Origin of the sequence: Methanomassiliicoccus luminyensis B10 (assembly GCF_000308215.1) — an archaeon.
GTDB classification, from domain to species: domain Archaea; phylum Thermoplasmatota; class Thermoplasmata; order Methanomassiliicoccales; family Methanomassiliicoccaceae; genus Methanomassiliicoccus; species Methanomassiliicoccus luminyensis.
Genome location: NZ_CAJE01000024.1, coordinates 32,371 through 55,313, shown reverse-complemented (window position 1 = coordinate 55,313; position 22,943 = coordinate 32,371). Strand labels below are relative to the sequence as shown.

At 63.3% G+C, this 22,943-nt stretch carries 27 protein-coding genes and 1 pseudogene; 3 read left to right on the top strand and 25 right to left on the bottom strand.

Going from position 1 to position 22,943, the window contains the following annotated elements; all coding sequences use genetic code 11:
- Positions 1–87 precede the first annotated feature (87 nt).
- Positions 88–1,839, bottom strand: coding sequence for a translation initiation factor IF-2 (gene infB / locus WYS_RS13100; protein ID WP_019178630.1), 1,752 nt, complete (start codon positions 1,837–1,839; stop codon positions 88–90).
- Between the two features lie 154 nt (positions 1,840–1,993).
- On the opposite strand from infB, the gene WYS_RS13095 reads away from it, so the two are divergent.
- Together WYS_RS13095 and WYS_RS13090 are read left to right on the top strand one after the other, a co-directional pair.
- Positions 1,994–2,374, top strand: a complete 381-nt coding sequence (locus tag WYS_RS13095; RefSeq protein ID WP_019178629.1) for a hypothetical protein — start codon at positions 1,994–1,996, stop codon at positions 2,372–2,374.
- Positions 2,371–2,565 carry a helix-turn-helix transcriptional regulator gene (locus tag WYS_RS13090; protein WP_019178628.1) on the top strand — a complete coding sequence of 65 codons (195 nt, stop codon included), beginning with the start codon at positions 2,371–2,373 and terminating at the stop codon, positions 2,563–2,565. The genes WYS_RS13095 and WYS_RS13090 overlap by 4 nt, the downstream gene beginning before the upstream one ends.
- 43 nt (positions 2,566–2,608) lie before the next feature.
- On the opposite strand, the gene ndk is transcribed toward WYS_RS13090, so the two are convergent.
- The 5 genes from ndk to WYS_RS13065 all read right to left on the bottom strand — a co-directional run bounded on the left by ndk (position 2,609) and on the right by WYS_RS13065 (position 5,411).
- Positions 2,609–3,058 (bottom strand): nucleoside-diphosphate kinase, encoded by a 450-nt coding sequence (gene ndk / locus WYS_RS13085; protein ID WP_026069122.1) that lies wholly within the window; start codon positions 3,056–3,058, stop codon positions 2,609–2,611.
- Between the two features lie 10 nt (positions 3,059–3,068).
- A complete protein-coding gene (locus WYS_RS15775) occupies positions 3,069–3,377 on the bottom strand; it encodes a 50S ribosomal protein L24e (protein ID WP_081580002.1) in 309 nt (102 codons plus the stop codon).
- Between the two features lie 10 nt (positions 3,378–3,387).
- A complete protein-coding gene (locus WYS_RS13075; protein ID WP_019178625.1) occupies positions 3,388–3,603 on the bottom strand; it encodes a 30S ribosomal protein S28e in 216 nt (71 codons plus the stop codon).
- A 15-nt stretch (positions 3,604–3,618) separates the two neighbouring features.
- Positions 3,619–3,990 (bottom strand): 50S ribosomal protein L7Ae, encoded by a 372-nt coding sequence (gene rpl7ae / locus WYS_RS13070; RefSeq protein WP_026069121.1) that lies wholly within the window; start codon positions 3,988–3,990, stop codon positions 3,619–3,621.
- Positions 3,991–4,133: 143 nt separating this feature from the next.
- On the bottom strand, positions 4,134–5,411 hold the full coding sequence (locus WYS_RS13065; protein WP_019178623.1) for a methanogenesis marker 16 metalloprotein: 1,278 nt from the start codon (positions 5,409–5,411) through the stop codon (positions 4,134–4,136).
- A gap of 102 nt (positions 5,412–5,513) precedes the next feature.
- On the opposite strand from WYS_RS13065, the gene WYS_RS13060 reads away from it, so the two are divergent.
- Positions 5,514–5,999, top strand: coding sequence for a CBS domain-containing protein (locus WYS_RS13060; RefSeq protein ID WP_019178622.1), 486 nt, complete (start codon positions 5,514–5,516; stop codon positions 5,997–5,999).
- Positions 6,000–6,026: 27 nt separating this feature from the next.
- Here the strand turns inward: WYS_RS13060 and WYS_RS13055 are convergent, their stop codons facing one another.
- The 19 genes and pseudogenes from WYS_RS13055 to WYS_RS16675 all read right to left on the bottom strand — a co-directional run.
- Positions 6,027–6,983, bottom strand: coding sequence for a calcium/sodium antiporter (locus tag WYS_RS13055; protein ID WP_019178621.1), 957 nt, complete (start codon positions 6,981–6,983; stop codon positions 6,027–6,029).
- A gap of 55 nt (positions 6,984–7,038) precedes the next feature.
- Positions 7,039–7,833, bottom strand: a complete 795-nt coding sequence (locus tag WYS_RS13050) for a sugar phosphate isomerase/epimerase family protein (RefSeq protein WP_236993825.1) — start codon at positions 7,831–7,833, stop codon at positions 7,039–7,041.
- A 107-nt stretch (positions 7,834–7,940) separates the two neighbouring features.
- Positions 7,941–8,717 (bottom strand): ABC transporter ATP-binding protein, encoded by a 777-nt coding sequence (locus tag WYS_RS13045; RefSeq protein ID WP_019178619.1) that lies wholly within the window; start codon positions 8,715–8,717, stop codon positions 7,941–7,943.
- Positions 8,701–9,567, bottom strand: coding sequence for an ABC transporter permease (locus tag WYS_RS13040; RefSeq protein ID WP_019178618.1), 867 nt, complete (start codon positions 9,565–9,567; stop codon positions 8,701–8,703). Before WYS_RS13040 ends, WYS_RS13045 begins: the two co-directional genes overlap by 17 nt.
- 12 nt (positions 9,568–9,579) lie before the next feature.
- A complete protein-coding gene (gene modA, locus WYS_RS13035) occupies positions 9,580–10,416 on the bottom strand; it encodes a molybdate ABC transporter substrate-binding protein (RefSeq protein WP_019178617.1) in 837 nt (278 codons plus the stop codon).
- 576 nt (positions 10,417–10,992) lie between these two features.
- Complete coding sequence (locus tag WYS_RS15450; protein WP_162137742.1) at positions 10,993–11,613, bottom strand: Fe-only nitrogenase accessory AnfO family protein; 621 nt, start codon at positions 11,611–11,613, stop codon at positions 10,993–10,995.
- Positions 11,614–11,657: 44 nt separating this feature from the next.
- Positions 11,658–11,969, bottom strand: coding sequence for a (2Fe-2S) ferredoxin domain-containing protein (locus tag WYS_RS13025; protein ID WP_019178615.1), 312 nt, complete (start codon positions 11,967–11,969; stop codon positions 11,658–11,660).
- 1 nt (position 11,970) lies between these two features.
- Positions 11,971–13,353 carry a nitrogenase component 1 gene (locus WYS_RS13020; protein WP_019178614.1) on the bottom strand — a complete coding sequence of 461 codons (1,383 nt, stop codon included), beginning with the start codon at positions 13,351–13,353 and terminating at the stop codon, positions 11,971–11,973.
- 1 nt (position 13,354) lies between these two features.
- Positions 13,355–14,731: a nitrogenase iron-molybdenum cofactor biosynthesis protein NifE gene (gene nifE / locus WYS_RS13015; RefSeq protein WP_049796385.1), complete on the bottom strand. Its 1,377-nt coding sequence runs from the start codon at positions 14,729–14,731 to the stop codon at positions 13,355–13,357.
- A gap of 20 nt (positions 14,732–14,751) precedes the next feature.
- Positions 14,752–16,119 carry a nitrogenase component 1 gene (locus tag WYS_RS13010; RefSeq protein WP_026069119.1) on the bottom strand — a complete coding sequence of 456 codons (1,368 nt, stop codon included), beginning with the start codon at positions 16,117–16,119 and terminating at the stop codon, positions 14,752–14,754.
- Between the two features lie 2 nt (positions 16,120–16,121).
- Positions 16,122–17,738, bottom strand: a complete 1,617-nt coding sequence (nifD, locus tag WYS_RS13005) for a nitrogenase molybdenum-iron protein alpha chain (RefSeq protein WP_019178611.1) — start codon at positions 17,736–17,738, stop codon at positions 16,122–16,124.
- A 16-nt stretch (positions 17,739–17,754) separates the two neighbouring features.
- Positions 17,755–18,174 carry a P-II family nitrogen regulator gene (locus tag WYS_RS13000; RefSeq protein WP_019178610.1) on the bottom strand — a complete coding sequence of 140 codons (420 nt, stop codon included), beginning with the start codon at positions 18,172–18,174 and terminating at the stop codon, positions 17,755–17,757.
- Between the two features lie 10 nt (positions 18,175–18,184).
- Positions 18,185–18,511, bottom strand: coding sequence for a P-II family nitrogen regulator (locus WYS_RS12995; protein ID WP_019178609.1), 327 nt, complete (start codon positions 18,509–18,511; stop codon positions 18,185–18,187).
- Between the two features lie 37 nt (positions 18,512–18,548).
- Entirely contained in the window at positions 18,549–19,373 is an 825-nt protein-coding gene (gene nifH, locus WYS_RS12990) for a nitrogenase iron protein (RefSeq protein ID WP_026069118.1), read from the bottom strand.
- Between the two features lie 33 nt (positions 19,374–19,406).
- Positions 19,407–19,562, bottom strand: coding sequence for a hypothetical protein (locus tag WYS_RS12985; protein WP_155897750.1), 156 nt, complete (start codon positions 19,560–19,562; stop codon positions 19,407–19,409).
- Between the two features lie 287 nt (positions 19,563–19,849).
- Positions 19,850–20,818, bottom strand: a complete 969-nt coding sequence (locus tag WYS_RS12980; protein ID WP_019178606.1) for a thiamine pyrophosphate-dependent enzyme — start codon at positions 20,816–20,818, stop codon at positions 19,850–19,852.
- Positions 20,815–21,990 carry a hypothetical protein gene (locus WYS_RS12975; protein WP_019178605.1) on the bottom strand — a complete coding sequence of 392 codons (1,176 nt, stop codon included), beginning with the start codon at positions 21,988–21,990 and terminating at the stop codon, positions 20,815–20,817. Before WYS_RS12975 ends, WYS_RS12980 begins: the two co-directional genes overlap by 4 nt.
- Positions 21,981–22,292, bottom strand: coding sequence for a 4Fe-4S dicluster-binding protein (locus tag WYS_RS16680; protein ID WP_394296335.1), 312 nt, complete (start codon positions 22,290–22,292; stop codon positions 21,981–21,983). Before WYS_RS16680 ends, WYS_RS12975 begins: the two co-directional genes overlap by 10 nt.
- Positions 22,293–22,337: 45 nt before the next feature.
- Positions 22,338–22,892: pseudogene (locus WYS_RS16675) on the bottom strand (2-oxoacid:acceptor oxidoreductase family protein); the annotation flags it as partial.
- Positions 22,893–22,943: the final 51 nt, after the last annotated feature.

Genomic DNA, 22,943 nt, shown 5'->3' with positions numbered 1-22,943 from the left:
TCAAGCCATAAAATAAATTAGATATTTATACTCAGATTTAAATTCCCGCTGATTGAGCGTAAAACCCCGACTACTAGCTGATGATTATTACATCCCCCAGAACTTGTCAGTCTTCCTCTTGATCTCGATGGTCTCGTCGAGCACCATCTTGTCGTCGGGGTTGAGGTCCATGCCCTGCATCTCCTTGAGAGAGGTCTCCCTCAGGTCGACGTACAGTATGTCCTCCACATTGATCTGCCGTCCCACCGTCGGCCCCTCGATGGCCACCGCCACCTCGGCACCCTGGATGGACTCCTTGACCACATCCTCGCCCGTGCGGATGGAGCGGATCTTCCCGACGTCTTGACCATCGATATTCAGCAGGGTCTGCCCCGGGCGGATGCGGCCGGCCAGCACGCGCACGCCCACGATGGCGGGCTTCGAAACGCGGAACACGCAGTTCGGCAGCAGCCTGACCTTCCCGGGGAAGGCGTATTCGGCCCTCTTCTCTAGGTCCAGGCGCCTCTTCTCATCCTCCACCCACTTCTGGTAATCCTCTATCAGCCGGTACACCACGTCGTTGGTGAAGACTTTGATGTTGGAGTAGTTCGGGAGAGCGTCCTTGGCGTCCGGGAGCATGTCCACATTGAACCCCAGGATGACGCGGTGCACCGCCTGCCCGTAGGCCGCGGTGTCGATGATGTCCTTCCTCGATATGTTCCCGGTGTCGTACTTGCGTATCGGTATCTCCGCGTTCTTGCACTCGTACGCCAGCGCCTCCAGGGAGCCGATGGCGTCGGCCTTGATGTACACCCCTTCCTCGACGGCGTCGATGTGCACCTTGGTCTCCTCGGCCACTTCTTCCAGCGCCTCGTCCGCGTTCGCTCCCGCGGCGCGCAGGGGGCCGCCGGACACCACCCCGTCCAGGCTTTGGCACATCAGCTTCACGCCGATGGCGGCGGTGACCTCGGGGACCGAGTCGAAGCGGTCCTTGGGATCGCGGATCTCGTCCAGCGGCTTGGGCCGGAGGATCGCCTTCACCTTGGTGGTGAGCGGCTTTCCCTTCGTTCCGAGGACCACGGTGTCACCCTTGTGCAGCGTGCCGGCGTACAGGATTATGTCCGCGGTGGCCCCCAGTCCCCTCTCCTCCTTGATCTCCAGCACCACCCCGCGGGCGGCGCCCTCCTCCTTCACCAGCTGCTGCTCCAGGAACCTCTGGGCCAGCCCGATGAGCACCAGGAGAAGGTCCGGAAGGCCGACCCCGTTGCGGGCGGACATGGGCACGATGGCGATGGCCTTGGTGAAATCATCGATGCGGTCATAGCGGTCGGCGGTGAGCCCCTTCTCGTAAAGGTCGCCCACCACCTTGTACAGCTTCTCCTCCAGCTTGGCCTGCACCGCCTCGGGCTGCTCCTTCAGGCTCAGTACGAAGGGCTTGTCCGGCTGCACGATCCAGCCGTCGATGAGGTCGATCTTGTTGAGCGCGATGATGAACGGCGTCTTGAACCGCCGGAGGATGTTGATCGACTCCATGGTCTGCGGCTTGATGCCCTCGTTGATGTCGATGACCAGGACAGCGATGTCGGCGAGGGAGCCCCCGCGGGCGCGGAGGGACGTGAAGGACTGGTGACCGGGAGTATCGATGAACAGGAGGCCGGGCACGTTGAACTTGCGCGTGCCGATGAGGGGCTTGCACACCTTGTAGATGTGATCGATGGGTACCTCGGTCGCGCCGATGTGCTGCGTGATCAGGCCGGCCTCCCTCTGCACCACGGCGGTGCCGCGTATGCGGTCGAGAAGAGTGGTCTTGCCATGGTCTACGTGCCCGAGCACGCTCACGATCGGTTGCCTGGTAGCCATGGGACTTCCGATATGGGAATCGATATTAGTATCTTTCCCAGCCCCCAGAGAGCAAGCTTTTGCGGACCTGCCCCGAGGACCGGCGCAACCTTTATTATGTGATGTATAGTTCACATATTGTGATGTATACATCACATCAAACGGAGGAAAGTATATGGATCGCATCTCCAAGATAGCACTGGTATCGGGGATCGTCATTCTAATCGCAACGGTGGCGCTCGAAGTGTTTGGCATAGTGAAGCAGACCACTCCGGTGATGACCATGGGGTTCTACCTGCTGTTCTTCGCCTTCATCCAGGCCCGTCGCTCCCGGAAAGGCGAGGTTTTCGGGGACGAGAGGACCTGGAAGCTAGCGTCCGATTCCCTGGCCCTCTCGTTCATGATCTCCTACGCAGCCCTGGTGGTAACGTACGTGCTGGTCAAAAACGAATTCCTCCTGCTGCCCCTAGACGATTTCATTATCTTTTTCATGTTCGTAATGCTATTCAGTTCTATAGCTGGGTACATCTATTTTTCGCGCAGGAGGCCCCGATGAGGAACCGTATCCGGGAGTTCCGGGCCCGCTATAACCTGACCCAGGAACAGCTAGCCAAGAAGGTCGGCGTCTGCCGGGAGACGGTGGTGTACCTGGAGAAGAGCGCCTACAACCCCTCCCTGCAGCTGGCCCACGACCTCGCGAAAGCGCTGGGCACCACGATAGAGGACCTGTTCCAGTTCGACGATTGATGAAAAATAAAGAACTGACGGGAGCTCGGCTCCCGAAGATGTTTTACTCGGTGAACCAGGGGTCCAGGGACCGCTTCCAGTCCTGGATCTCGTAGTCGTTGAAGAACAGCTCGATCTCGCGCTTGGCCGACTCGGGGCCGTCGGAGCCGTGGATGAGGTTCCTGCCGGTCTGCTGGGCCAGGTCCCCGCGGATGGTGCCCAGAGGGGCGTCCTGGGGGTTGGTCTTGCCCATCATGGACCTCATGCCCATGATGATGTTATCCCCCTCCCAGACCATGACGAGCACGGGACCGGAGGTCATGTACTCGATGAGGCCGGGGAAGAAGCCCTTGCCCTTGTGCTCCGCGTAGTGGCGCTCCGCGAGCTCCTTCGGTATGCGCATGAACTTCATGGCCACGGGCTTGTAGCCCTTGGCCTCGATGCGCCCCAGGATCTCGCCCATGAGCCCGCGCTGGACCGCGTCGGGCTTGAGCATCAGGAAGGTACGCTCGATCGCCATGCTCTCACTCTTTCTTGGCGGCGGACTTCTTGCGTCCCCTGGGCTGGCGGGCCTTGACCTTGGTGGCCGCGGTTACCGCTTCCACCGGGGCGGCGGTCTCCTTGGCGGCCAGGGCGGCCTTGGCAATGTCCTTCTCGCGCTTGGCCGCACGGGTCCAGGTGGTCGTCCTGGGGATCCTGCCCAGCTCGACCATGTTCTTGTAGCACTTGTTGGTATCGAACGACAGCACCGTTCCGTCCCTCTTCACGTACATCTTGCCGGTGCCCGGTTCCATCTCCGCTCCACAAAAGGAGCAGACCCTTCTCTCTACCATGGTCTTCGCCTCACCTTATGGAAAGCTTGCGAGCCTCTCTGGAGGTCTCTCTGAGCATCAGTATGTCTCCCATGCGCACGGGGCCCATGATGTTGCGGGTGATGATCCTACCCTTGTCACGGCCTTCGAGCACACGCACCTTCACCTGGGTGGCCTCACCGGTCATGCCTGTGCGACCGATGATCTCCACCACTTCCGAAGGGATGCTGCTCTCATCATCTGCCATGTCAACACCTCACTCTTACTGCTTCAGCTTCTTGACCTGCTCGGAGAATCCCTCGAGCAGCGGCTTGGCCTTTCCAGCGTCCAGGACGGCCACGGAAGCGGTGGGCTTCTCGAGTCCCACGGCGTTACCGAGCTCGGCCTTGGAGGGCACGTAGGCGTACAGGACATTGCGCTCCTCGCACAGGAGGGGCATGTGGGCCAGGATCTCGGCGGGCTGAACGTCCTCGGCCAGGATGACCAGCTGGGCCTCGCCCCGCTCGACGAGCTTGGTGACCTCGTTGGTCCCCTTTCTTACCTTGCCAGTGTCACGGGCGGCCTCGACGATCTCGTAGGCCTTGTCCGAAAGCTCCTTGGGCATCTCGAAACGTACGAACATTGCTTTTGCCATTGTTTCACCTCATTCGGATGTGCTACATCCTCATCATTCATCGGTTGAACGTGAATGTAAAAAGGTCCAAAGAGATGGTCGTATTTATAGTTGCTCCAGCGCGCGGCACCTGACCGCGCGGCCGTCTGGACATGCGCCCGAGGTCACGGCCGCAGGTCGGCGACCTTGGCGGTCATGGCGAAGGTCCCGTCGAGGAGCCTTTTCTTGAGGTCCTCCATGGTTCGGACCGCCCCCTCCCTGTTGGAGCCGCGGCACACGACGGGCATGGTTCTCATGACACCGTTGACCTCCGCGCTCACCTCGCCGAGGTCGCCCTTGAACCGCCCCTGCCCGCAGGCCGCCACGCACGCCCCGCAGTTGACGCACCTGGTCCGGTCGATGACCGCGCCCCCGTCCTCCCTGACGATGGCCGAGGTGGGGCACACCCGCTCGGCGGGGCAGTCTTCGCACCGGCCGCAGGGGGCGTCGCTGACCGAGATGACCTCGTCCCCGGACCACGCCTGCCCGTAATCGGCCTGCCCGATCTTGTGGCGGTCCCGGACGTCCCCGATGGAGAGGGGGATGCCGCTGTCGCCGGTCATCACCGCCTCGAGGACCGCATCGTCCAGTATCAGCACGGGGACGGCGTACGAGGAGAGGCACTCCATCCCCGCGGCGGTCCTGAAGCCGCCCATGAGCCGGGGGTCCATGCCCTTCATGTCGGCGACGGTCATCAGGTTGGGGTACTTCACCGAGCTGCGGGTCCCGTTGCTCACGACGAAGCCCTCAGCCCCGTTGAACAGCACCCTGGTGCCCACGCCGACGGCTTTCAGCCCGGGATCGTTCTGCAGCGGGCTGAGATGTCCGCACCCGGAGAACGCCAGGCCCCGGCAGTCCGGCGGGAAGGGGAAGCAGGAGAAGATGGAGCTGAACTCGCTGTCGCCGGGGTTGACGAAGGCCCGGTAGTTGCGAAAACAGTTGCGCGAGCTCAGCAGCTTGGCGGTGGACATGTCCTCCAGGGTCAAGGTCCTCTCCGCGGTCCTGCCGTCATCGGCCACCGCCTCCACCGTCACCTCCCTTCCGGACACCAGGTCCCTGAACAGGGAGGAGCCGCCGTACCCCGGCCGGTCCCCTTCCTCGGTGCCGAAGACCATGACGTCAATGATGCCGAGGCTCTCATTGGGGCATGGCCCCACGCTCCCCGGCACGCCGTTGAGGCGGGCGCTCCTGAACCTGCGGTGGACCCCGGCCTCGCATATCGAGAAGGAAAGGAGCGCGTAGGTCCCGCTCATGAGGCCCATCGTGCCGGTCGTCACCACGTCCACTTGGCGGACCTCGTCCCCGCGCCCGCAGGACACCAGTTCCTCGACCTCCCTGGCGGTGAGGACGGCGGCCTCTCCCCTCTCCAGCTTGGCGTTGATCTCCTGAACGGTCCGGCGCATGGCAGGGTTGCCAAATGGCCACGACGCTTAATAATTCTGGCATATTCCGATCGGAGTTTGGGATGGAGAGGTTTATGCAGGCCCAAGGCATGCCGTGGAACGATGCTGAACAAGAAGTTCTCCGAGGCCACCGTGGGGGACGTTTGCGATTGCGTGAAGGACATCCTGTCAAGGGTCGTGATGAAGGATGACATCAGGCATGCCATCGACAGGATGCTGGAAAATCCCATGTCCCGTACCGTTTACGTCATGAACGACAAGGGCAAGTACGTCGGCGTTCTCAACGCCGAATCGATCCTCAAGTACCTGGTGGTGCAGGCCAGGGTCGAGAAGCTGGGGACCATGGTGTCGCACCGCTTCCTAATGGAGGCGCTGGCCGAAGAGGTCGAGGACATCATGGTGAGCGCCCGGACGGTGAAGCAGAGCGACAGCCTGAGCCACGCCCTGGCGATAATGTTCGAGGACCACATGGACGGCCTCCCGGTGGTGGACGACAGCGGGCTGCTGGTCGGCGAGCTGTCCTGCCTGGAGCTGTTCAAGATGGGACGGAACCTGCTGGACGACCAAAAGTGCGACTGCAAGGAGTGAGCGCCGCGGCGGCCCCGGCCGCCCGGTTCACTGGTTGAAGGCTATGGCCACGCCTATGAACACGGCGTAGATGAGCAGCAGCGCCACGCCCTCCTTCCGGCCCAGGCCCTTCTTGCTGCGGGAGATCAGGAGCACTATCGGCGACAGCAGCACCAACGGCAGCAGCCCGGTCCATATCTGGATCTCCGTGACCGCGATGGGCTGGAACAGCACCCCCGCGCCGACCACTACCAGGGAGTTGAATATCAGGGAGCCCAGGGCGTTGCCCATGACGATGTCCGACTCCTTCCTGCGCGCGGCCGTGGCCGCGGTGGCCACCTCGGGGAGGCAGGTGCCGATGGCGATGACCGTCAGGCCGATCAGGAAGTCGCTCACGCCGAACTGGCGGGCTATGGAGGATGCCCCGGTCACCGTGGCCTCCACCCCCACGGTCAGGGCCACCAGCCCCGCGATGATGATGGCGACGTTCTTCCACGGGCGTCGGGTCACCGGGATGGCCTCGTCGAACTCGGTGCATATGTTGGAGTCGGGGGCGCAGACTATGAGGGCCCGGACCAGCAGCACCAGGTAGAACAGGAAGGCCACCAGCATCAGCACGCCGTCGGAGGCGGAGATGGTGCCGTCCAGGGCCAGCAGGGTGAGGAGGATGACGGCGGCGGCCATGAACCACGCCTCCCTCTTCTCGATGGTGAGGGCGATGGCCAGGGGGGCCATGATCGCGTAGATCCCCAGGACATACGTGATGTTGGCGATGTTGGAGCCGATGACGTTGGAGAGGACAAAGGCGTTCTCCCCGCTGAGGCTCGACATGACCGACAGCATGAACTCCGGCGCGGAGGTCCCGAACGCCACTATGGTCAGGCCCACCACGAAGGTCCTGACGCCGAGGTGCACGGCGATCTGGGCGGCGCTGTCCACCAGCCATTGGGCCCCCAGGCCCAGCAGGGCGAGGCCGAACGCGAGAAGGAGGATCTCCCAGATCACGAAGGCTAGATGATAATTTATCGTTTAAGGATTGCTCCCGGCCAGGGCCAGAGCGTCAGAGCATGGAGCGGACCGCCCTCACCGACTCCCTGAGGGCGGCGGCGGTCTTCACCTCGACCAGCACGCGCACGCCGCGCTCCTGGGCGAAGGCGAGCATGCCTTTGATGTCCACCGTGCCGGTCCCGGGGACCTGGTGGTCGCTCTTCCCGTTGTAGTCGTGGAGGTGCATGTGCCGGATGCGCGATTCGTGGCGCAACAGCACCTCGCGCTCCCTGTACCCGCTGCGGGCGTCGTGGCCGACGTCCCAGGTGAGGTAGAAGTCGTCCATGGCGCACAGCTCGTCGATGGCCTGGGCGACGAAGGGGAGGTCGAAGTTATTCACGTTCTCGGTGCATAGTTCCACGCCCGAGGCCTTGGCGAACGGTATGAGGTCGGCGTAGGAGGACCACTGGTTGGCGGTGAACCGGTCCACGTAGCGGTCGTATATCCACACTCTGCGGTCTGGGAGGGTGAAGTAGATGCCCGGGCTCATGTGCATGTTGATGGCCCTGATGCCGGCCTGGCCGCTCCACCCCACCGCCTCGCGCATGCGGTCCTGGTAGCCCTGCCGGACCGTGGGATGGAGGGATCCGAGGTCGAGCTCGTCGGGGGAGTGCAGGGTGAACATTATGCCGGTGCATTGGGTGATGTCCCTGATCTCGCCGGGGTCCACCGCCTCAGGGCAGAACTCCGGCATGTTCATGTTTAGCTCGATGAAGTCCAGCTCCAGCTCCTGGCACAGCTCGACAGTCTCGTACAGGTCGGGCATCTCTATGAGCACCGGCATGCCAAGGGGGATGACGCCTTTCATCTGCAATAGGACCTGAAGGGTGGGAGAGGCCTGGGAGCTATTAAGCTTGGCTCTGCGGGCCTCTGACCCTGCGATGCGCCCCGCGCGGATCGAGGGGGCCCGGGGGGTCATGCCCGATCGGCGTCCGCCTTCGCCCTCAGGACGTCCGGGGCCTCGGGCCCCGGCACTTTCTCACCTCGCGGCGCGCCGAAGAACCAGGCCCGGTCCGATGACGGCAGGTCCTCGGGGGTCCCGGCCGTCTCGATCCTGCCCTGGTTTATGAGGCAGATGCGGTCCCCGAGCTCGACGGCGTCGCTCGGATCGTGCGTCACCACGATGGCGGAGGCGTTGGTGCTCCGTATCAGGGACCGTATCTCCTTCCTTGCGGTGGCCTGCGCGGCCCGGTCGATGGCGCTGAGCGGCTCGTCCAGCAGGAACATGCATGGCCTCGCCACCAGCGAGCGCAGGAGCGCTACCCTTTGCTTCTGCCCCCCTGACAGCTTCCCTGCCCTGACATCCTTGACATTCCACAGGCCGTAGCCCTCCATGAGCGGCCTGACCTGCTGAAGGATCTCGTCCTCGGCGATCTTCTTGTTGCGCAGCCCGTAGGCGAGGTTGCCGTACACCGTAAGGTGCGGGAAGACGGCGTAGTTCTGGAACATGAAGCCGACGTCCCTCTCTTCGGGGAGAAGGTCGATGCCCCGGGACGAGTCGAAGAAGGTGCGGCCGCCCACGGATATCCTGCCCTGGTCGGGGGACATCAGTCCGGCGACCATCCTCAGGACGGTGCTCTTGCCCGAGCCGTTCCTTCCGATCAGGACCAGGATCTCGCCGTCCGGTATCGACAGGTCCACGTCCAGAACGAAGTCCCTCAGCTTCCGTGCCGCTTTAATTTCGACTGTCATAGGTCATCCTCCTGCTGAGCATCCTGACCGTTGCCATCACCGCGAACGACACTATGACCAGTATGATCGAGAGCGCGATCGCCGCGGAAATGTCCGTTTCCATCGTGGTATATATCGCCAGGGGCATGGTCTGGGTGCGCCCCGACAGGTTCCCCGCGAACATTATGGTGGCGCCGAACTCGCCCAGCGCCCTGGCCCAGGCCATTATGGCGCCGGATATCAGCCCGGCGGAGGCCAGAGGCAAAGTGATGCGGAAAAAGGTATGCAGCTTCGAGGAACCGAGGGTCCGCGCTGCCTCCTCGTACTCCTTGTTCACGTCCCGTAGGCTTACCCTCGCTTGGCGTATGTAGAACGGGGAGGACACGAACACCTGGGCCATGATCACCGCCAGCGTGGTGAACGGCAGCTTTATGCCCAGCGGGTAGAGGTACTCTCCGACGGTCCCCATGCGGCCGAACGCCATGAGGAGGCCGAGGCCGGCCACTGCCGGCGGCAGGACCACGGTCATATCGATCGCCGTTTCCAGAAAGGCCTTGCCGCGGAACTGACGGTGGGAGAGCAGGTAGGCGACGGGCGTCCCGAAAAGCAGTACCAGCGCGGTGCTGCAGGTCGCGGTGACGAGGCTCAGGGTGAGGGCCTTTATCACGACGGGCTCATCGAAGGAGCCGAAGAACGCCTCCGGGGTCGTCTTCAGGAATAAAGAAAGAAGAGGCAAAAGGATGAACGCAAACGCGACCGCGACCATGGCCACCAGGGCGGCGCCGTACAGCACCTTCTTCAGGCGCTTCAGGCGGTTCCCGGCATCCTGAGCCCCGCCGTAGCATTTGCGTTCGGTTTCCGACGTTTCCATCTTCCAACCACTTCAGACCTTCACGAACCCGTAGCTCGCCAGGATGTTCTGCCCTTCCGTGGACAGCACGAAGTCAACGAACGCCTGGGCATCATCGGGCAGGTGGGAGTCGGCGAGCACTCCGATTGGATAGGTCGCGACCACGTTGTACTGGTCCGGTATCTCGATCACGGTGAGCTGCGATCCGCTGGCGATGGCGGTGGATGCGTCGGTGGAGTACACGAACCCCGCGTCGGCGTTCCCGGTCGCGACCGCGGCGACGATCTGGTTGACGTTCGTGGTATAGGAGGCCACGTTGTCCAGCACGTCAGCCTTGTAGCTCGCCGAGTAGTTCGCGGTGTCCGCGCTGATCTTGTCCAGTATCTGATCGGTATATCCGCCGACAGGGACGCCGGTCTTGTTGCCGATGACGATCTGGAGGCCGTCCTTGGTCAGGTCCGCCAGGCCGTGGATGTTGCCAGGGTTGCTGGTGGGCACGATGATGACCACCTTGTTCTTGGCGAACGTCTGGATCGTGGAGCCGTCCATCATGTTGGCCGCGGAAAGCTGGCCCATATTGTTCTGGTCGGCCGACGCGAACACGTCCACGGCGGCACCGTTCATGATCTTTCCCCTGAGATTGCCCGAGCCGTCGAACTCGAGGTTGACCTTCGTCCCAGGATGAGCGTCCTCGTAGGCCTTCCCCAGCTCGGTGAATGACGCGGTCAGGGAAGCGGCCGCGTAGATCGCCAGCTCCTTCTCCTCTCCACCTGCGGGTTCGGACTGGCTCAACGAAACCGCGGCCACGATGACGGCCACCGCCACGACGATCGCGGCAACGGCCAGTAGGGTCTTCCTGTTCTTTTCCATAGTATCCCGTCATTGTTCTGTTCGAATTTTTGGCGGAATGTCCTCGGCCATGCTGGCATTGTGCGGACCGTCCGTGGGGACGCCCGAGCGGGGATAACGTTCCGTCCGTCCGGCTAATAGACAAATAACTAATAAAACCTTTTGATATTGTATGAAAGAACAGTTATTCTTTTTCAAATGATACATTCGTATATCTTGATTCTTTAGATAATCATACTCGAACGTCTATTTCCGTGCGGCCATGCGTTGATTTCAGCGATGGATGGCGCGTTGACATCAAGGCATAGGAATCAAGATGCTGGGGGATCGGGACCGAATCGACAGGCCAGTTACGCTTTCCCGCGACGAACTGGCCGCTGCATCGGATGCAGGAACGACCCTGGGATCGCTCGGGCAGGTCGCAGAACGCGAGAACAGAAGGCCGGTCGCCGAGCTCAGAGAACAGCGGACGGTCCGAGCGGGGCGCTGAGAGCAACAGAGAACGATAGGTCTGTGGGGTCAAAACGGACGGCAGGCCGGCTGCCCGTTGAGGGCCTGGCAGCTCATGCGGAGCCGCCCCCCGGGGCGAGAGCTTGGTCAGATTGATCTTGTCAGCTTGAGCACGCAGGGACCCTTGCCCTCACGGGCCGCTTCCATGGTGAAGCCCACGGTCGACCGTTCCATCTCGATCCAGGGAGGCACGTGGTCGCAGACAATCACCAGCGTCCTGAACTGCCCCTTGCGGATGAACTGCTGGAGGACCTTCTTGCTGCTCAGCTCGGGGCGGCACTTCTGGATGTCCCTGATGTTGATCGCGTAGTTCCCGGGGCTCTCCTCCACCGGCGTGGGCATCGGCTCGATCGGCGGGGGCGGCGCGGCGCGTTCCGCTTCGGCCTTCTCCTCTTCGCTCCACACCTGCTCCAGGAAGCTCTCCGGCGCGCCGGGTATCTCCCACACCGTGAAGCCGGCCTTCTCCAGCTCGAAGTACGGGACCCCGCTCGCGGACTTAGCCACCAGGATCTTGCATGGTCCGAGGAATTTGACGAGCTCGCCCATCCTTGAGCGCATCTCCACCAGCCCCTTGCTCCCTTCCAGGGAGAACGCGGTGCTGCGGTCCTCTGCCCACTGTCCCTCTGACCGCTTGTACACGGTCACCGTCCCGCCTGAGTTGAGGGCGGATGTGATGCCGTCCTCCCCCACCACCGTCGCTATCTGCATCTCCATGACATCAAACCCTTGCTGCGTTCCCATACCGGGCTACGTCACTTTATCACGAGCTTGCCCACTGGCTTGTTGCCCTCGATGTGCTCGTCCATGATGGCTTCGACATCGCCAGGGGAAACGGCACCGTACCAGACGTTGTCAGGATACACGATGACGATGGGGCCCTTCTCGCAGATGCCGAAGCAGCCGGTGTTGGACACCAACACCTCCCCATCGAGCTCGCGCTCCTGGACCTCCTCGTTGAACTTGGCCAACACCTCCACCCCTGCCTTAGAGTGGCAGAAGCCTTTCTGCTGTCCGGTCGGTCTCGAGCTGGTGCATACGAATATGTGGCGCTTTGGTCTCTGCATCTCACTTCCCTCCTTTCCGGAATAGTTCTTCCTTCTTCTTCCTGCGATATGAGCTGTACTTCGCTTCCAGCAGCGCGTTGGTGAACCGGTCCAAGAACTCCAAGCTCCCGGTATAGCCGGCGGACCTGATGCGCTGCCCTCCCACCCGGTCGTTGATGGGATACCCCATCCTGACGAGGGGCATGCCCCGCCTCTCGGTGAGGAACTTGCCGCCGGAGTGCCCGACAGCTATGTTCGCCTCGGCCAGTGCGGCCGCCGCGTCGACGGTGGCGAAGTCCGCCTCTCCCAGAACGACCGGGCGCTCATCCGCCCCGGACAGCAGCGGCACCAGCAGGGCGGAGAGCTTGTCCGTCTTGGTGCCGCTGGCGATGACCACCGGCGGGGCCCCGTTCTCAGCCAGCACGGAGGTGAAGGCGTACGCGAGCTCGGGCTCGCCGAACACCACCGGACGGCCCTCCGCGTTGTACTTGTGCGAATCGGCCATGGCATCGAGGAGCCAGCCCCTCTCAAGTTCCAGCTCCTCCGGGACGGCCCTTCCGCCAAGTTCCCTCAGCGCGTCGATGAACCGGTCGGTGTTCTCCAGGCCGATGGGGAGAGGAAGGTTGATCAGCGGAACACCGTGCTCCTGCTGCAGCAATAGCCCCGGCGACAGCTCGTCAGGGCAGGTCAGCCCGAACTGGATGGTGGCCTTCGCTCCTCCCATGCGGGCGATGTCGGCCGTCCTCGTCCCACCCGGAGGTATCTTCTGGTAGCGGCCGCCGTAGGGGCGGTCCAGGGTCATGGAATAATCGGGAAGGAGGGTGTACTGCACCCCCATCTGGCCAAGGAGACGCTTGACCTCGCGCAGGTCCGCCGGGCTGATGTGCGGCACGATGACGTTGATGCTCTCGTGCTTCGGCCCCGCCGTCTCGTAGTGCTTCACCAGCGTCCGCACCGCGGCCCAGTATCCCTCCGAATGGCTGCCCTGGTAGCTCGGCGTGGACACCGGGATGATCTCCAGGTCCTCGGTCCCTCGGTCCCCGATGTACCGCTCGGCCATGGCCGGAACGTCCTCCCCGATCGTTTCCGCCAAACAGGTGGTCACGATGCCCAGGACCTTGGGGCGGTAGACGCGGATGACGTTGTCGATCGCTTTCCGGAGGTTCGCTTCCCCGCCGTAGATGGTCTGCTTCTCGTTCAGCGAGGAAGACGCGATGTCCATCGGCTCGTTGAAGTGCTCCACGTTGGTGAGGCGCATGTAGGTGCTGCAGCCCTGGGAGCCGTGCACCAGCACCATGGCGTTCTCGATGCCCTTGAAGGCGAGCACTCCTCCGAGAGGCATGCACATGTTGCACTGGTTCTCGTTGACCTGACGGACCTGCGGTCCCGCCGCTTCCGTGCTCATCTCAGGCCTCCGGAATAGCCTTCTTCAGGTGCTTCCACACCGGCGAGCAGGTGGTGATGTACACCTCACGGGCGAACCTCGCCGCGCCCTCGTAGCCGGAAAGGAGGTCCTTGCGGTCATGGTTGTGGTCGACGAATCCGATGCCCAGCTTGTACGCGAGCACCCTTTCCTTGACGCCGCCGATCATGACGTCTATCCTCTTCTCCAGCACGAGGCGCTCCAGCTCCGCGGGGTTGGCGTCATCGATGATGACGGTGCCCTCGTCCACCAGGGTGCTCATCTCCTCGTATTCCTCCGGGCGCCCGGTCTGGGTGCCCGAGACCACCACGTCGATCCCCAGTTGCCGGAGCTGCCGGATGATGGACATGGCCTTCCAGGCCCCGCCGACGTAGATGGCCGCCCGCTTCCCCTGCAGCTTGGCGCGGTACTTCTCTATCGCCGGGCGGAGCTTCTCCTCTTCCCTGGCGATCAGTGCCTCCGCTTTTCGGGCCATCTCCTCGTCCTCGAGGGCCTTGGCGACGGCGCGCAGGCTGTCGTCGATGTTCTCGGAACCGAAGAAGTTCACGTCGATGTAGGGGATGCCGTACTCCTCCTCCATTCGGGAGGCCAACCAATGCATCGACCCGGTGCACTGCACCAGGTTCAGCTGGGCGCCCGGGGCCCTCTTGAGGTCCGCGACCGTGGAGTCGCCGGTGAAGGCCACGTTGACCCCCACCCCGATCTCGTTCAGGTAGCGCTCCACGATCCACTTCTCCCCGCCGAGGTTGTACTCCCCGAGGAAGTTTACATTGCTGGTCCGCTCGATCTCCTCCCCGTCCTGGGGGGCCATCAGCCTCAGCAGGGCCTCCGCCGCGGCACGGTAGCCGACCATCTTGTTCCCGGACTTGAAGCCGGTCGATTCGACCGGGATGACATCGATGCCGTGGCGCTGGGATGCGCTCTTGCACACCGCGATCAGGTCGTCCCCGATGACGCCCACCACGCAGGTCGAGTACACGAACACCGCCGGCGGGTGGTACTTCTCCACGACCTCGTCGATGCAGGCGTTCAGCTTCTTCTCCCCGCCGAAGATGATGTCCTTCTCCTTCAGGTTGGTGGAGAAGGAGTTGCGGTACATCTCGGAGCCGCTGGAAAGGCTGCCCCGGATGTCCCAGGTATAGGTGGCGCAGCCGATGGGGCCGTGCACCAGGTGCGCCGCGTCGGTGACCGGGTTGAGCACGACCCTGGCGCCGCAGTAGACGCAGGCGCGCTGGCTGACCGCCCCGGCCAGGCTGTCGGTGCCGCAGGCGATGGTACCCCTGTTCGGGCCCTTGGTCCGAATGGAGCTCTGGCGCTCCTCGATGCAGGCGACCCCGCCGGCGGCGCTGTTGTTCTCCATCCGCCTCTCCGCCCCGGCGCTCACAGCACCAGCTCGTAGTCCTCGTCCAGGGCGTCGCGGTCGCGGCGCTCCAGCATGGCGTTGCTGATCTGCTCGATCAGGCGCATGGCGCCCTTGTACCCGACCACGGGCATCAGGGGATGCACGGCGCGGTCGATGACCGGGAACCCGAAGCGGACCAGGGGGATATCCTCGGCCCGCGAGATGTACTTGCCGTACGAGGTCCCGATTAGCAGGTCCACGGGGGACTCCCCGATCCACTGCTCCAGCTCGAAGAGGTCGCCTTCCGCCTTGACATGGTAGTCCTTGACGCCGGCGTCGTCGAGCATCTTGCTGACCTCTGCCTCGAACTGCGAGCCGGGGGTGCCGGTGAGGACGTACTTGGGCACCATGCCCATGGTCAGCAGGAACTCGACCAGTGGCATCACGGAGTCAGGGTCGCCGAACGCCGCCACCGTCTTGCCGTAGTAATGGTAGTGGGTGTCCACGAGGGTGTCCACGACCTGCCCCCGCTCCTCGGTAAGGGAGTCGGGGACCTTGGTCCCGAAGCCGTTCTTCAGGGCCATGATGAGGTCGTCGGTGGCCTTGAGGCCGATCGGAACCTTGAGCGGCGTGCAGGGCACGCCGCACTTCTGCTGCAGCTCCGCGCCCGCGTCGTTGGACGACCAGGCGCCGAGGGCCAGGGTCATCTTGGAGTTGCCGGAGTCGCGGATCTGCGCCACGGTGGTCCCGCCGCGGGGGTACATCTCGTATTTGGTGGTGAGGGGGGAGTCCATGACGCCGGAGGTGTCGGGGAACATGATCATGTCGATGCCCATCTCCCTGACGATCCTCTTGACCTCGCGCATGTCGCCGGGGTTGACGAAGCCGGGGAGGATGTTGACCCTCTCCTTCTTGGGCCGCCCGTCGCTGGCGGCGAGGTATGACACCATGGCCTTGCACATGTTGCTGAACCCGGTGACATGGGAGCCCTTGTAGCTGGGGGTGTTGGCGTGGATCACCACCTTCCCGTCCGGCACCTCGGCGTCCTTGATGATGGTGTTGAGGTCGTCGCCGATGGTCTCGCTGAGGCAGGTGGTGTGAACCGCCATTATCTCGGGGTCGTAGATGGAGAAGACGTTCTTGATGGACGTCTTCAGGTTGGCCGCCCCGCCGAACACCGAGGTGCCCTCGGTGAACGAGCTGGAGGTCGCCAGGACCGGGTCGCGGAAGTGCCGGGACAGGTGCATGCGGTGGTAAGCGCAGCACCCCTGGGAGCCGTGGCTGTGGGGAAGGCAGCTGTGGATGCCCAGCGCCGCGTACATCGCCCCGATGGGCTGGCACGTCTTGGCGGGGTTGATCTTGCCGGTGGTGTGGACCACCTCGCCTTTGGGTATACACTCGTGCATGGTCATTCGCTCCTGATCGCTTCGGTCCCCTCTTCCCATGGCGCCCCGATGAGCTTCCACGCGGGGGCGTTCATGGCATTGGCCACCTCCCTGGCGAAGACCAGGGCGCCGTTGAACCCGGCATAGGGGCCGCTGTAATCGTAGGAGTGCATCTGCTTCGCGGGGACGCCCAGCTTGTGGACGATGTACTTGTCCCTGACGCCCGAGAAGAACAGGTCCGGCTTCAGTATCCTGATGAGGTCCTCCACCTCGTGGTGGTTGAAGTCGTCGATCAGCACCTGCCCGTCCCTCATGCACTTGTACATCCCCTCATAGTAGCTGAGGGGGACCTTCTTGCACAGCTCGTCGTACTTCTCCTTGGACATGTTGAGGCGGACGTGCGCTTCCTTGTACAGCTCCTTGTCCGGCTCCAGGTGCAGCTCGGGGATGTTCTTCCCGTCGGCGTCCGGCACCAGGCTGGGGATGACCTCCCTGCCCTCGTAGTCGTCGCGGTGGGCGAACTCGTAGCCGGCCACCACCACATCCATGCCCAGGTTGCGCAGCAGGTACTGGTAGTGGTGGGCCCGGGAGCCGCCGACCAGGCAGAAGGCGGTCTTGCCCTCGCACAGCTTGCGGTACTGCTCCAGGGCGGGGGTGATGCGGGCGACCTCGCGCTCGATGACCTCCTCGGTGCGCTGGACCAGGGCCTCGTCCTGGAAGACCTGGGCCATGTTGCGCAGCGATTCCGCGGTGGCGTCCACGCCGATGAAGTTGACCTTGAGCCAGGGGATGCCGTACTTGGTCTCCATCATCTCGGCGATGTAGTTGATGGACCGGTGGCACTGGACCAGGTTCAGGTCCACGGTGTGCAGCTTCTTGATGTCCTCGTAGCTGCTGTCGCCGGACAGCGTGCTGTTGAGCGTGTACCCTACATCCTTCAGGATGCGTTCCAGCTCCCAGCCGTCGCCGCCGATGTTGTACTCGCCGAGCACGTTGATGACGTGCTTGCCTTGCTTCTTCTTCGGGTCCTTGCCCACCACGTGCTGCATGAGCCCGTTGTTGGCGATGTGGTGGCCGCCGGACTGGCTGACGCCCTTGTAGCCTTCGCAGCTGAACGCGAGCACCTGTATGCCGTGGCGCTTCTGGGCCTCCTTGGCCACCGCGTTGATGTCGTCCCCGATCAGGCCGACCGGGCAGGTGGCGCTGATGGTGATGGCGCGGGGGTGGAACATCTCCACGACCTCGTCGATCATGGCGGCGAGCTTCTTCTCCCCGCCGAACACGATGTCGCTCTCCTGCATGTCGGTGGTGAAGCACAGGGTGGAATAGATCTTGTCCCGGGGAGTGCTCTCGTCCGCGCGGGCCTTGTTCCTCCGGGTGCCCCAGCTGTAGTAGGCGCACCCCACCGGGCCGTGGACGATGTGGACCATGTCCTTTATCGGCCCCAGCACCACGCCCTTGCACCCCGCGAAGCAGCAGCCGCGCTGGGTCAGGATGCCGGGGATGGTGCGGGCGTTCGCCTCTATCTGCTGGGCCTCCATCTCGCCCTTCTTGACCACTATGTGCTTCTTGCGGTTCTTCTTGACCTTGTCCGGGTACGAGGAGAGCATCTCCTCGAGCTGGACCTCGCTGACTGTCATTGATGGTTCACCTCCGCTACCATATGGCCGCTTCCCCGGACTCGCCGGTGCGCACCCTGACAGCATCGCTTATGGGCAGGACGAGTATGATCCCGTCCCCTCCGTGGCTGTCGCTCTTGTTCACTTTGGTTATCGCTTCCACGATGCGGGGCACGTCCTCGTCGTGGGCCAGGATGGTGAAGAGGCGCCGGGGGAAGGGCCTGGTGCCGTCCAGCAGGCTGGAGACCTGCCTGTCGAGCTCCGTCGGATCGATCACGTCATCGGGGGCCATGGCCAGCATCTTCTTCTTGGATTCCTCGATCGCTTCGGGATCGGCCTGGGGCATGCCCCTGCCCAGCACCTTGACCGCGGTGAAGCCGGCCACGCCCGCCTCCACCAGCGCCTTCTTGGTGGCGCCGGTCATGTTCATCCTTATGATCGCCATGATCTCTTTCATGCGGTCACCCTCAGAGGCCCTTGCCGCCGCGGGAGATGGTGTAGACCTCCTCGATGGGGCTGACGAAGATCTTGCCGTCGCCGAACATGCCGGACTCGCCGGACTTGGCGGTCCCGAGGATGGTGTCGATCACGGCCTTCTTCTCCTCGTCGTGGATGACCAGCAGCACCAGGGTCTTGGGGATCTCGTCGTAGACGACGTTCCCGACCTTGATGCCCTTCTGCTTGCCGCGCCCCACCACGTCGACTATGGTGGCCGCCGGGAATCCTTCTTCCAGCAGGGCCGCCAATACGGCGTCCTTCTTCTCCGGGCGCACTATTGCGCGTATGAGCAACATCGTAACACTCCGTTGACATCTTTCGAATGGATGGTCCTCAGAGGGCGTCCAGGATACCGTGCGCCATCATCAGCTCTTCCAGGCGGTCCTGCTTCATGGGCTTGGGGATGACGAACATCTGATTATCGTCAATGGCCTTGGCCAGCTTCTTGTACTCCTGGGCCTGGTTCGCCGTATCGTCGAAGTCGATGACCGTCTTCTTGTTGATCTCGGCCCGCTGCACCATGTTGTCCCGGGGGACGAAGTGGATGAGCTGGGAGCCGAGCTCGGCGGCGAACGCCTCCAGGAGCTCAAGCTCGTTGTCGACCTTGCGGCTGTTGCAGATGATGCCGCCGAGCCGGACCTTGCCGTTCGAAGCGTACTTCTGGATGCCCTTGGAGATGTTGTTGGCGGCGTACAGGGCCATGAGCTCGCCGGACGCGACGATGTAGATCTCCTCGGCCTTCCCCTCCCGGATGGGCATGGCGAACCCGCCGCACACCACATCGCCGAGGACGTCGTAGAAGACATAGTCAAGGTCAGGGGTGTAGGCGCCCAGCTGCTCCAGCAGGTTGATGGAGGTGATTATACCCCTGCCGGCGCAGCCAACCCCGGGCTCGGGACCGCCGGACTCCACGCACTTGGTGTTGCCGAAGCCGGGCTTCAGTATGTCGTCCAGATCTATGTCGTCACCCTCGTCCCTCAGGGTGTCCAGGACGGTCTTCTGGGCCAGGCCGTGCAGGAGCAGCCGGGTGGAATCCGCCTTGGGGTCGCAGCCGACCACCATGACGTGCTTCCCGGCCGCGGCCAGGGCTGCCACGGTGTTCTGGGTGGTCGTAGACTTGCCTATGCCACCTTTTCCGTAGATCGCTACTTGCCTCATTTTCTTCTCAGCCATAGTCCTCTCTCCCTCGTTTCACATCACTTTGTTGATCGCGAAGCTGCCATGTTCTCCTGCCTTGGGCCCTCCGTACATGCGCACGGCCGGCGCCAACCGGTACGGCCTCCTGGGGTCGCGGCGCGGCGCCGTCGGCGCTTCCCTTGCGGTCGTCCTCCCAATCGTGATCGCCATCAGCGGCGGGATCGCCTGTTCGTACTCTTTTCCGGGTAGCATGGCAATTATACCCAATAGACATTTGATTAATAATACCTTTTGTTACAAGATATGTGTACATTAAAATGATTGAAATTGAGACAATTATACAATACGACTCTCGAAAATCTCAGTTATCGAGCAAATCTGAAAAGCCTCGACAAATAGACTGGATGAAAGATTTTCCGGCAGGGAGAAACGACCGCCGCCCTGCGCGAAATTATTATACGAATCAAAGAAAGAACGGTTCAGGGCGTTCGCGGCCGTCAGATGCCAAACAGGGGGTCGCCGTCGTGGGCGATCTCCGGCTCCCTCTCGATCAGCCGGCAGGGCGGGGCCTCCAGCTCTTCCCCGTAGTGCGCGAGCCACTTCCTGCACAGCCATCCTTGGAGCTCCTGGATGTCCGCCTGGGTCATGTGCTTGAACCGCCCCTGGAGCTTCAGATATTCGGTCACCGGCAGCATCTCCTTGGGCTTGTAGGTGACCTTCGGCCGGCCGTTCACCACCTCGTAGAGCGTCCACATGCCCGTTTCGACCGCCAGCCGGTCGATGCTCACTCCCTTGGAGCTCTCGATCCTCCACCCCGGGATGCACGGGGTGAGGCAATGAAGGAACCGGAAGCCCTTCATCTCCTTGGCCTTCTGGACCTTCTGGACGAAGTCGGTGAAGTGCGCGATCGACAGGGTCGCCACGTACGGCACGTCGTGCTGGGCCACGATGGCGGCGATGTCCTTCTTGTCCCGCCGGTTCCCCCTGATCTTGGAGCCCACCGGCGTGGTGGTGGTCCACGCCCCGAAGGGGGTGGCGCTGCTCCTCTGGATGCCGGTGTTCATGTAGGCCTCGTTGTCCAGGCAGACGTATATCACGTCCTCGTTGCGCTCCGCCGCCCCCGAGAGGGCCTGCAGCCCGATGTCGAAGGTACCGCCGTCGCCGGCCATCCCCACCACGGTGGAGTCTATGCCCCTCCTCCGCTGCGCGGCCTTGATGCCGCTGAGCACCGCCCCGGTGTTCTCGAAGGCGGTGAAGAAGTACGGTATCTTCCAGGCCGACTGGGGGTACAGCGCCCCGAACACCACCAGGCAGGACGCCGGCACGTACACCGTGGTATTGGGGCCGAGCATCTTGGCGATGTTCTTGGCGGTAGCGGCGTACCCGCAGCCCGGGCAGGCCCCGTGGCCGTGGGTGAGGACGTCCTCCCTGGGCACGTCCTTCATGTTCCTCATCCTCCCGCTCATTCCATATCCCCCCTCAGCGCGTGCCAGGTGCACTCCCTTATCTTCTCTCCCCTGGCGCGCCTCTCCACGAGATCGTACATCTCCCTCACCTGCTCCAAGGTTATGTCCCTTCCCCCGATGCCGGCGAAGTGGTCCGACAGCGACAGGCCGGACCCGTACAGCGCGTTCCGGGTCTCCGTGAACACCGGCCCGTAGCCGTTGAACGACGCCGAGCGGTCAAAGGTCCCCAGCGCCTTGAGGCCCTTGGCAGCCGACCTCAGCTCCTCTCCCGGGAACGGCCGCATGAACCTCAGCTTGATCAGCCCCGCTTTCCTCCCTTCCGCCCTCAGCTCGTCCACGACCTCGCGGGCCACGCTGACCCAGGTGCCCACTCCCATGAGGGCGAACTCGGCGTCCTCCATCCGGTAGGTGTCGAACAGCCCCCCGTACGTGCGGCCGGTGAGCTCGCCATATTCGGCATCGACCTCCCGGATCACCTTCTTCGAACCGTGTATGGCCCGGTCCAGCTGGTACCTCATCTCCATGGCGTACTCCGGCGGGGTCACCGGGTTGATCATCCTGGGGACGCTCGGGTCCAGGGGGTTCAGGGGGACGAACTTCGGCAGGAAGCGGTCGATCATTGCCTGCTCCGGTATGTCCACCCCCTCCACGGTGTGCGACAGGATGAAGCCGTCAAGGCACACCATGATAGGAAGCATGACGCGGTGGTCCTCGGCGATGCGGAACGCCTGCACCGTCATGTCCAGCGCCTCCTGGTTGTCCTCCACGTACACCTGCAGCCACCCGGTCTCCCGCACCGGCTGCGAATCGTTGTGCTCGACCCAGATGCCCGAGGCCGCCCCGATGCTGCGGTTGACGTTGGCCATCACCACCGGCAGGCGGTTCTGCGGCGCCGCGAACAGCATCTCGTACATCAGTCCGAGGCCCTGGGAGGCGGTGGCGGTGAACACCCGCACCCCGCCGGCGGACGCGCCCACCGCCACGGACATCACGGAGTGCTCGCTCTCCGCGGGAATGAAGTCGGCGTCCAGCTTCCCGTCGTTGATGAACTCGGAGATCTGCTCCACGATGATGGTCTGAGGCGTGATGGGGAACGCCGGGACCACCTCCGCGCGAGAGAGCATGACCGCGTACGCCACCGCCGCGTCGGCGGAGATCGTTCTCACGGCCACTCGTGCACCCCCTGCACCATCTCGATCGCTTCGACCGGGCAGATGTCCGCGCATATCCCGCAGCCCTTGCAGTAGTTGTAGTCCCACTTCATGAAGTCGTCGTCCAGCCGGATGATGGCCGAGTCGGGGCAGGACCAGCAGCATCTCACGCACTTGATGCACCGCTCCTTGAGGTAATGAGGGGAGGCCCACCTCCACCTCCCGGTGAGGTTCTGGTGCGAGGAACCGGGGCCGACGTCCACGCCGTCGAAGCTGGTGGCCGGCAGCGTTGTCCCGATCGGTATCTCCTGCCAGGCGGGCATCCATTCCTTTGCCTCGGCGTACTCCCTCTTCCCGGAGGTCCTGCCCACCGCCGCAGCGTGGTAGGCCCTCTTGGCCGCCTCGCCGTTGAGCTGCCCGGCCAGGGGGCCGAGCTTCTCCCCGAACCGCTCCTGGATAGCTTCAACGATGGCGTCCAGGGGCACCAGGCCCTCCACCTTGGCGAAGGCGCCGAGCATGGAGGTGTTGACGATAGGGACCTTCAGCACCTCCAGGGATATGGCGGTGGCGTCGACGGTACCGCACTCGGCGTCCACGCCCCTCCCGAGGTCGATCTCCTCCGGCCGCCGGGAGGAGTTCACCACCACCTTGCCCCCGGGCTTGAGGCCCTCGGCCAGCGGCTGGAGGTCCATGAGGCTCTCGTCCAGTATGACCACCATGTCGGGCCGGTAGATCTGGCTCTTCAGGCGTATCTTCTTCTCGTCGATGCGGGCGAAGGCGGCGACGGGAGCGCCCCTGCGCTCGGCGCCGAAGTAGGGGAACGCCTGGGCCTGGAAGCCGATGCGCACCGCCGCGTCGGCCAGCGTCTGCGCGGCCATCACCGCCCCCTGCCCGCCCCGGCCGTGGAACCTGATCTCGAACATGAACAACCCCGAATGGAAGAGACCGGCTTGAGATGTATAAAATAAGTTGGC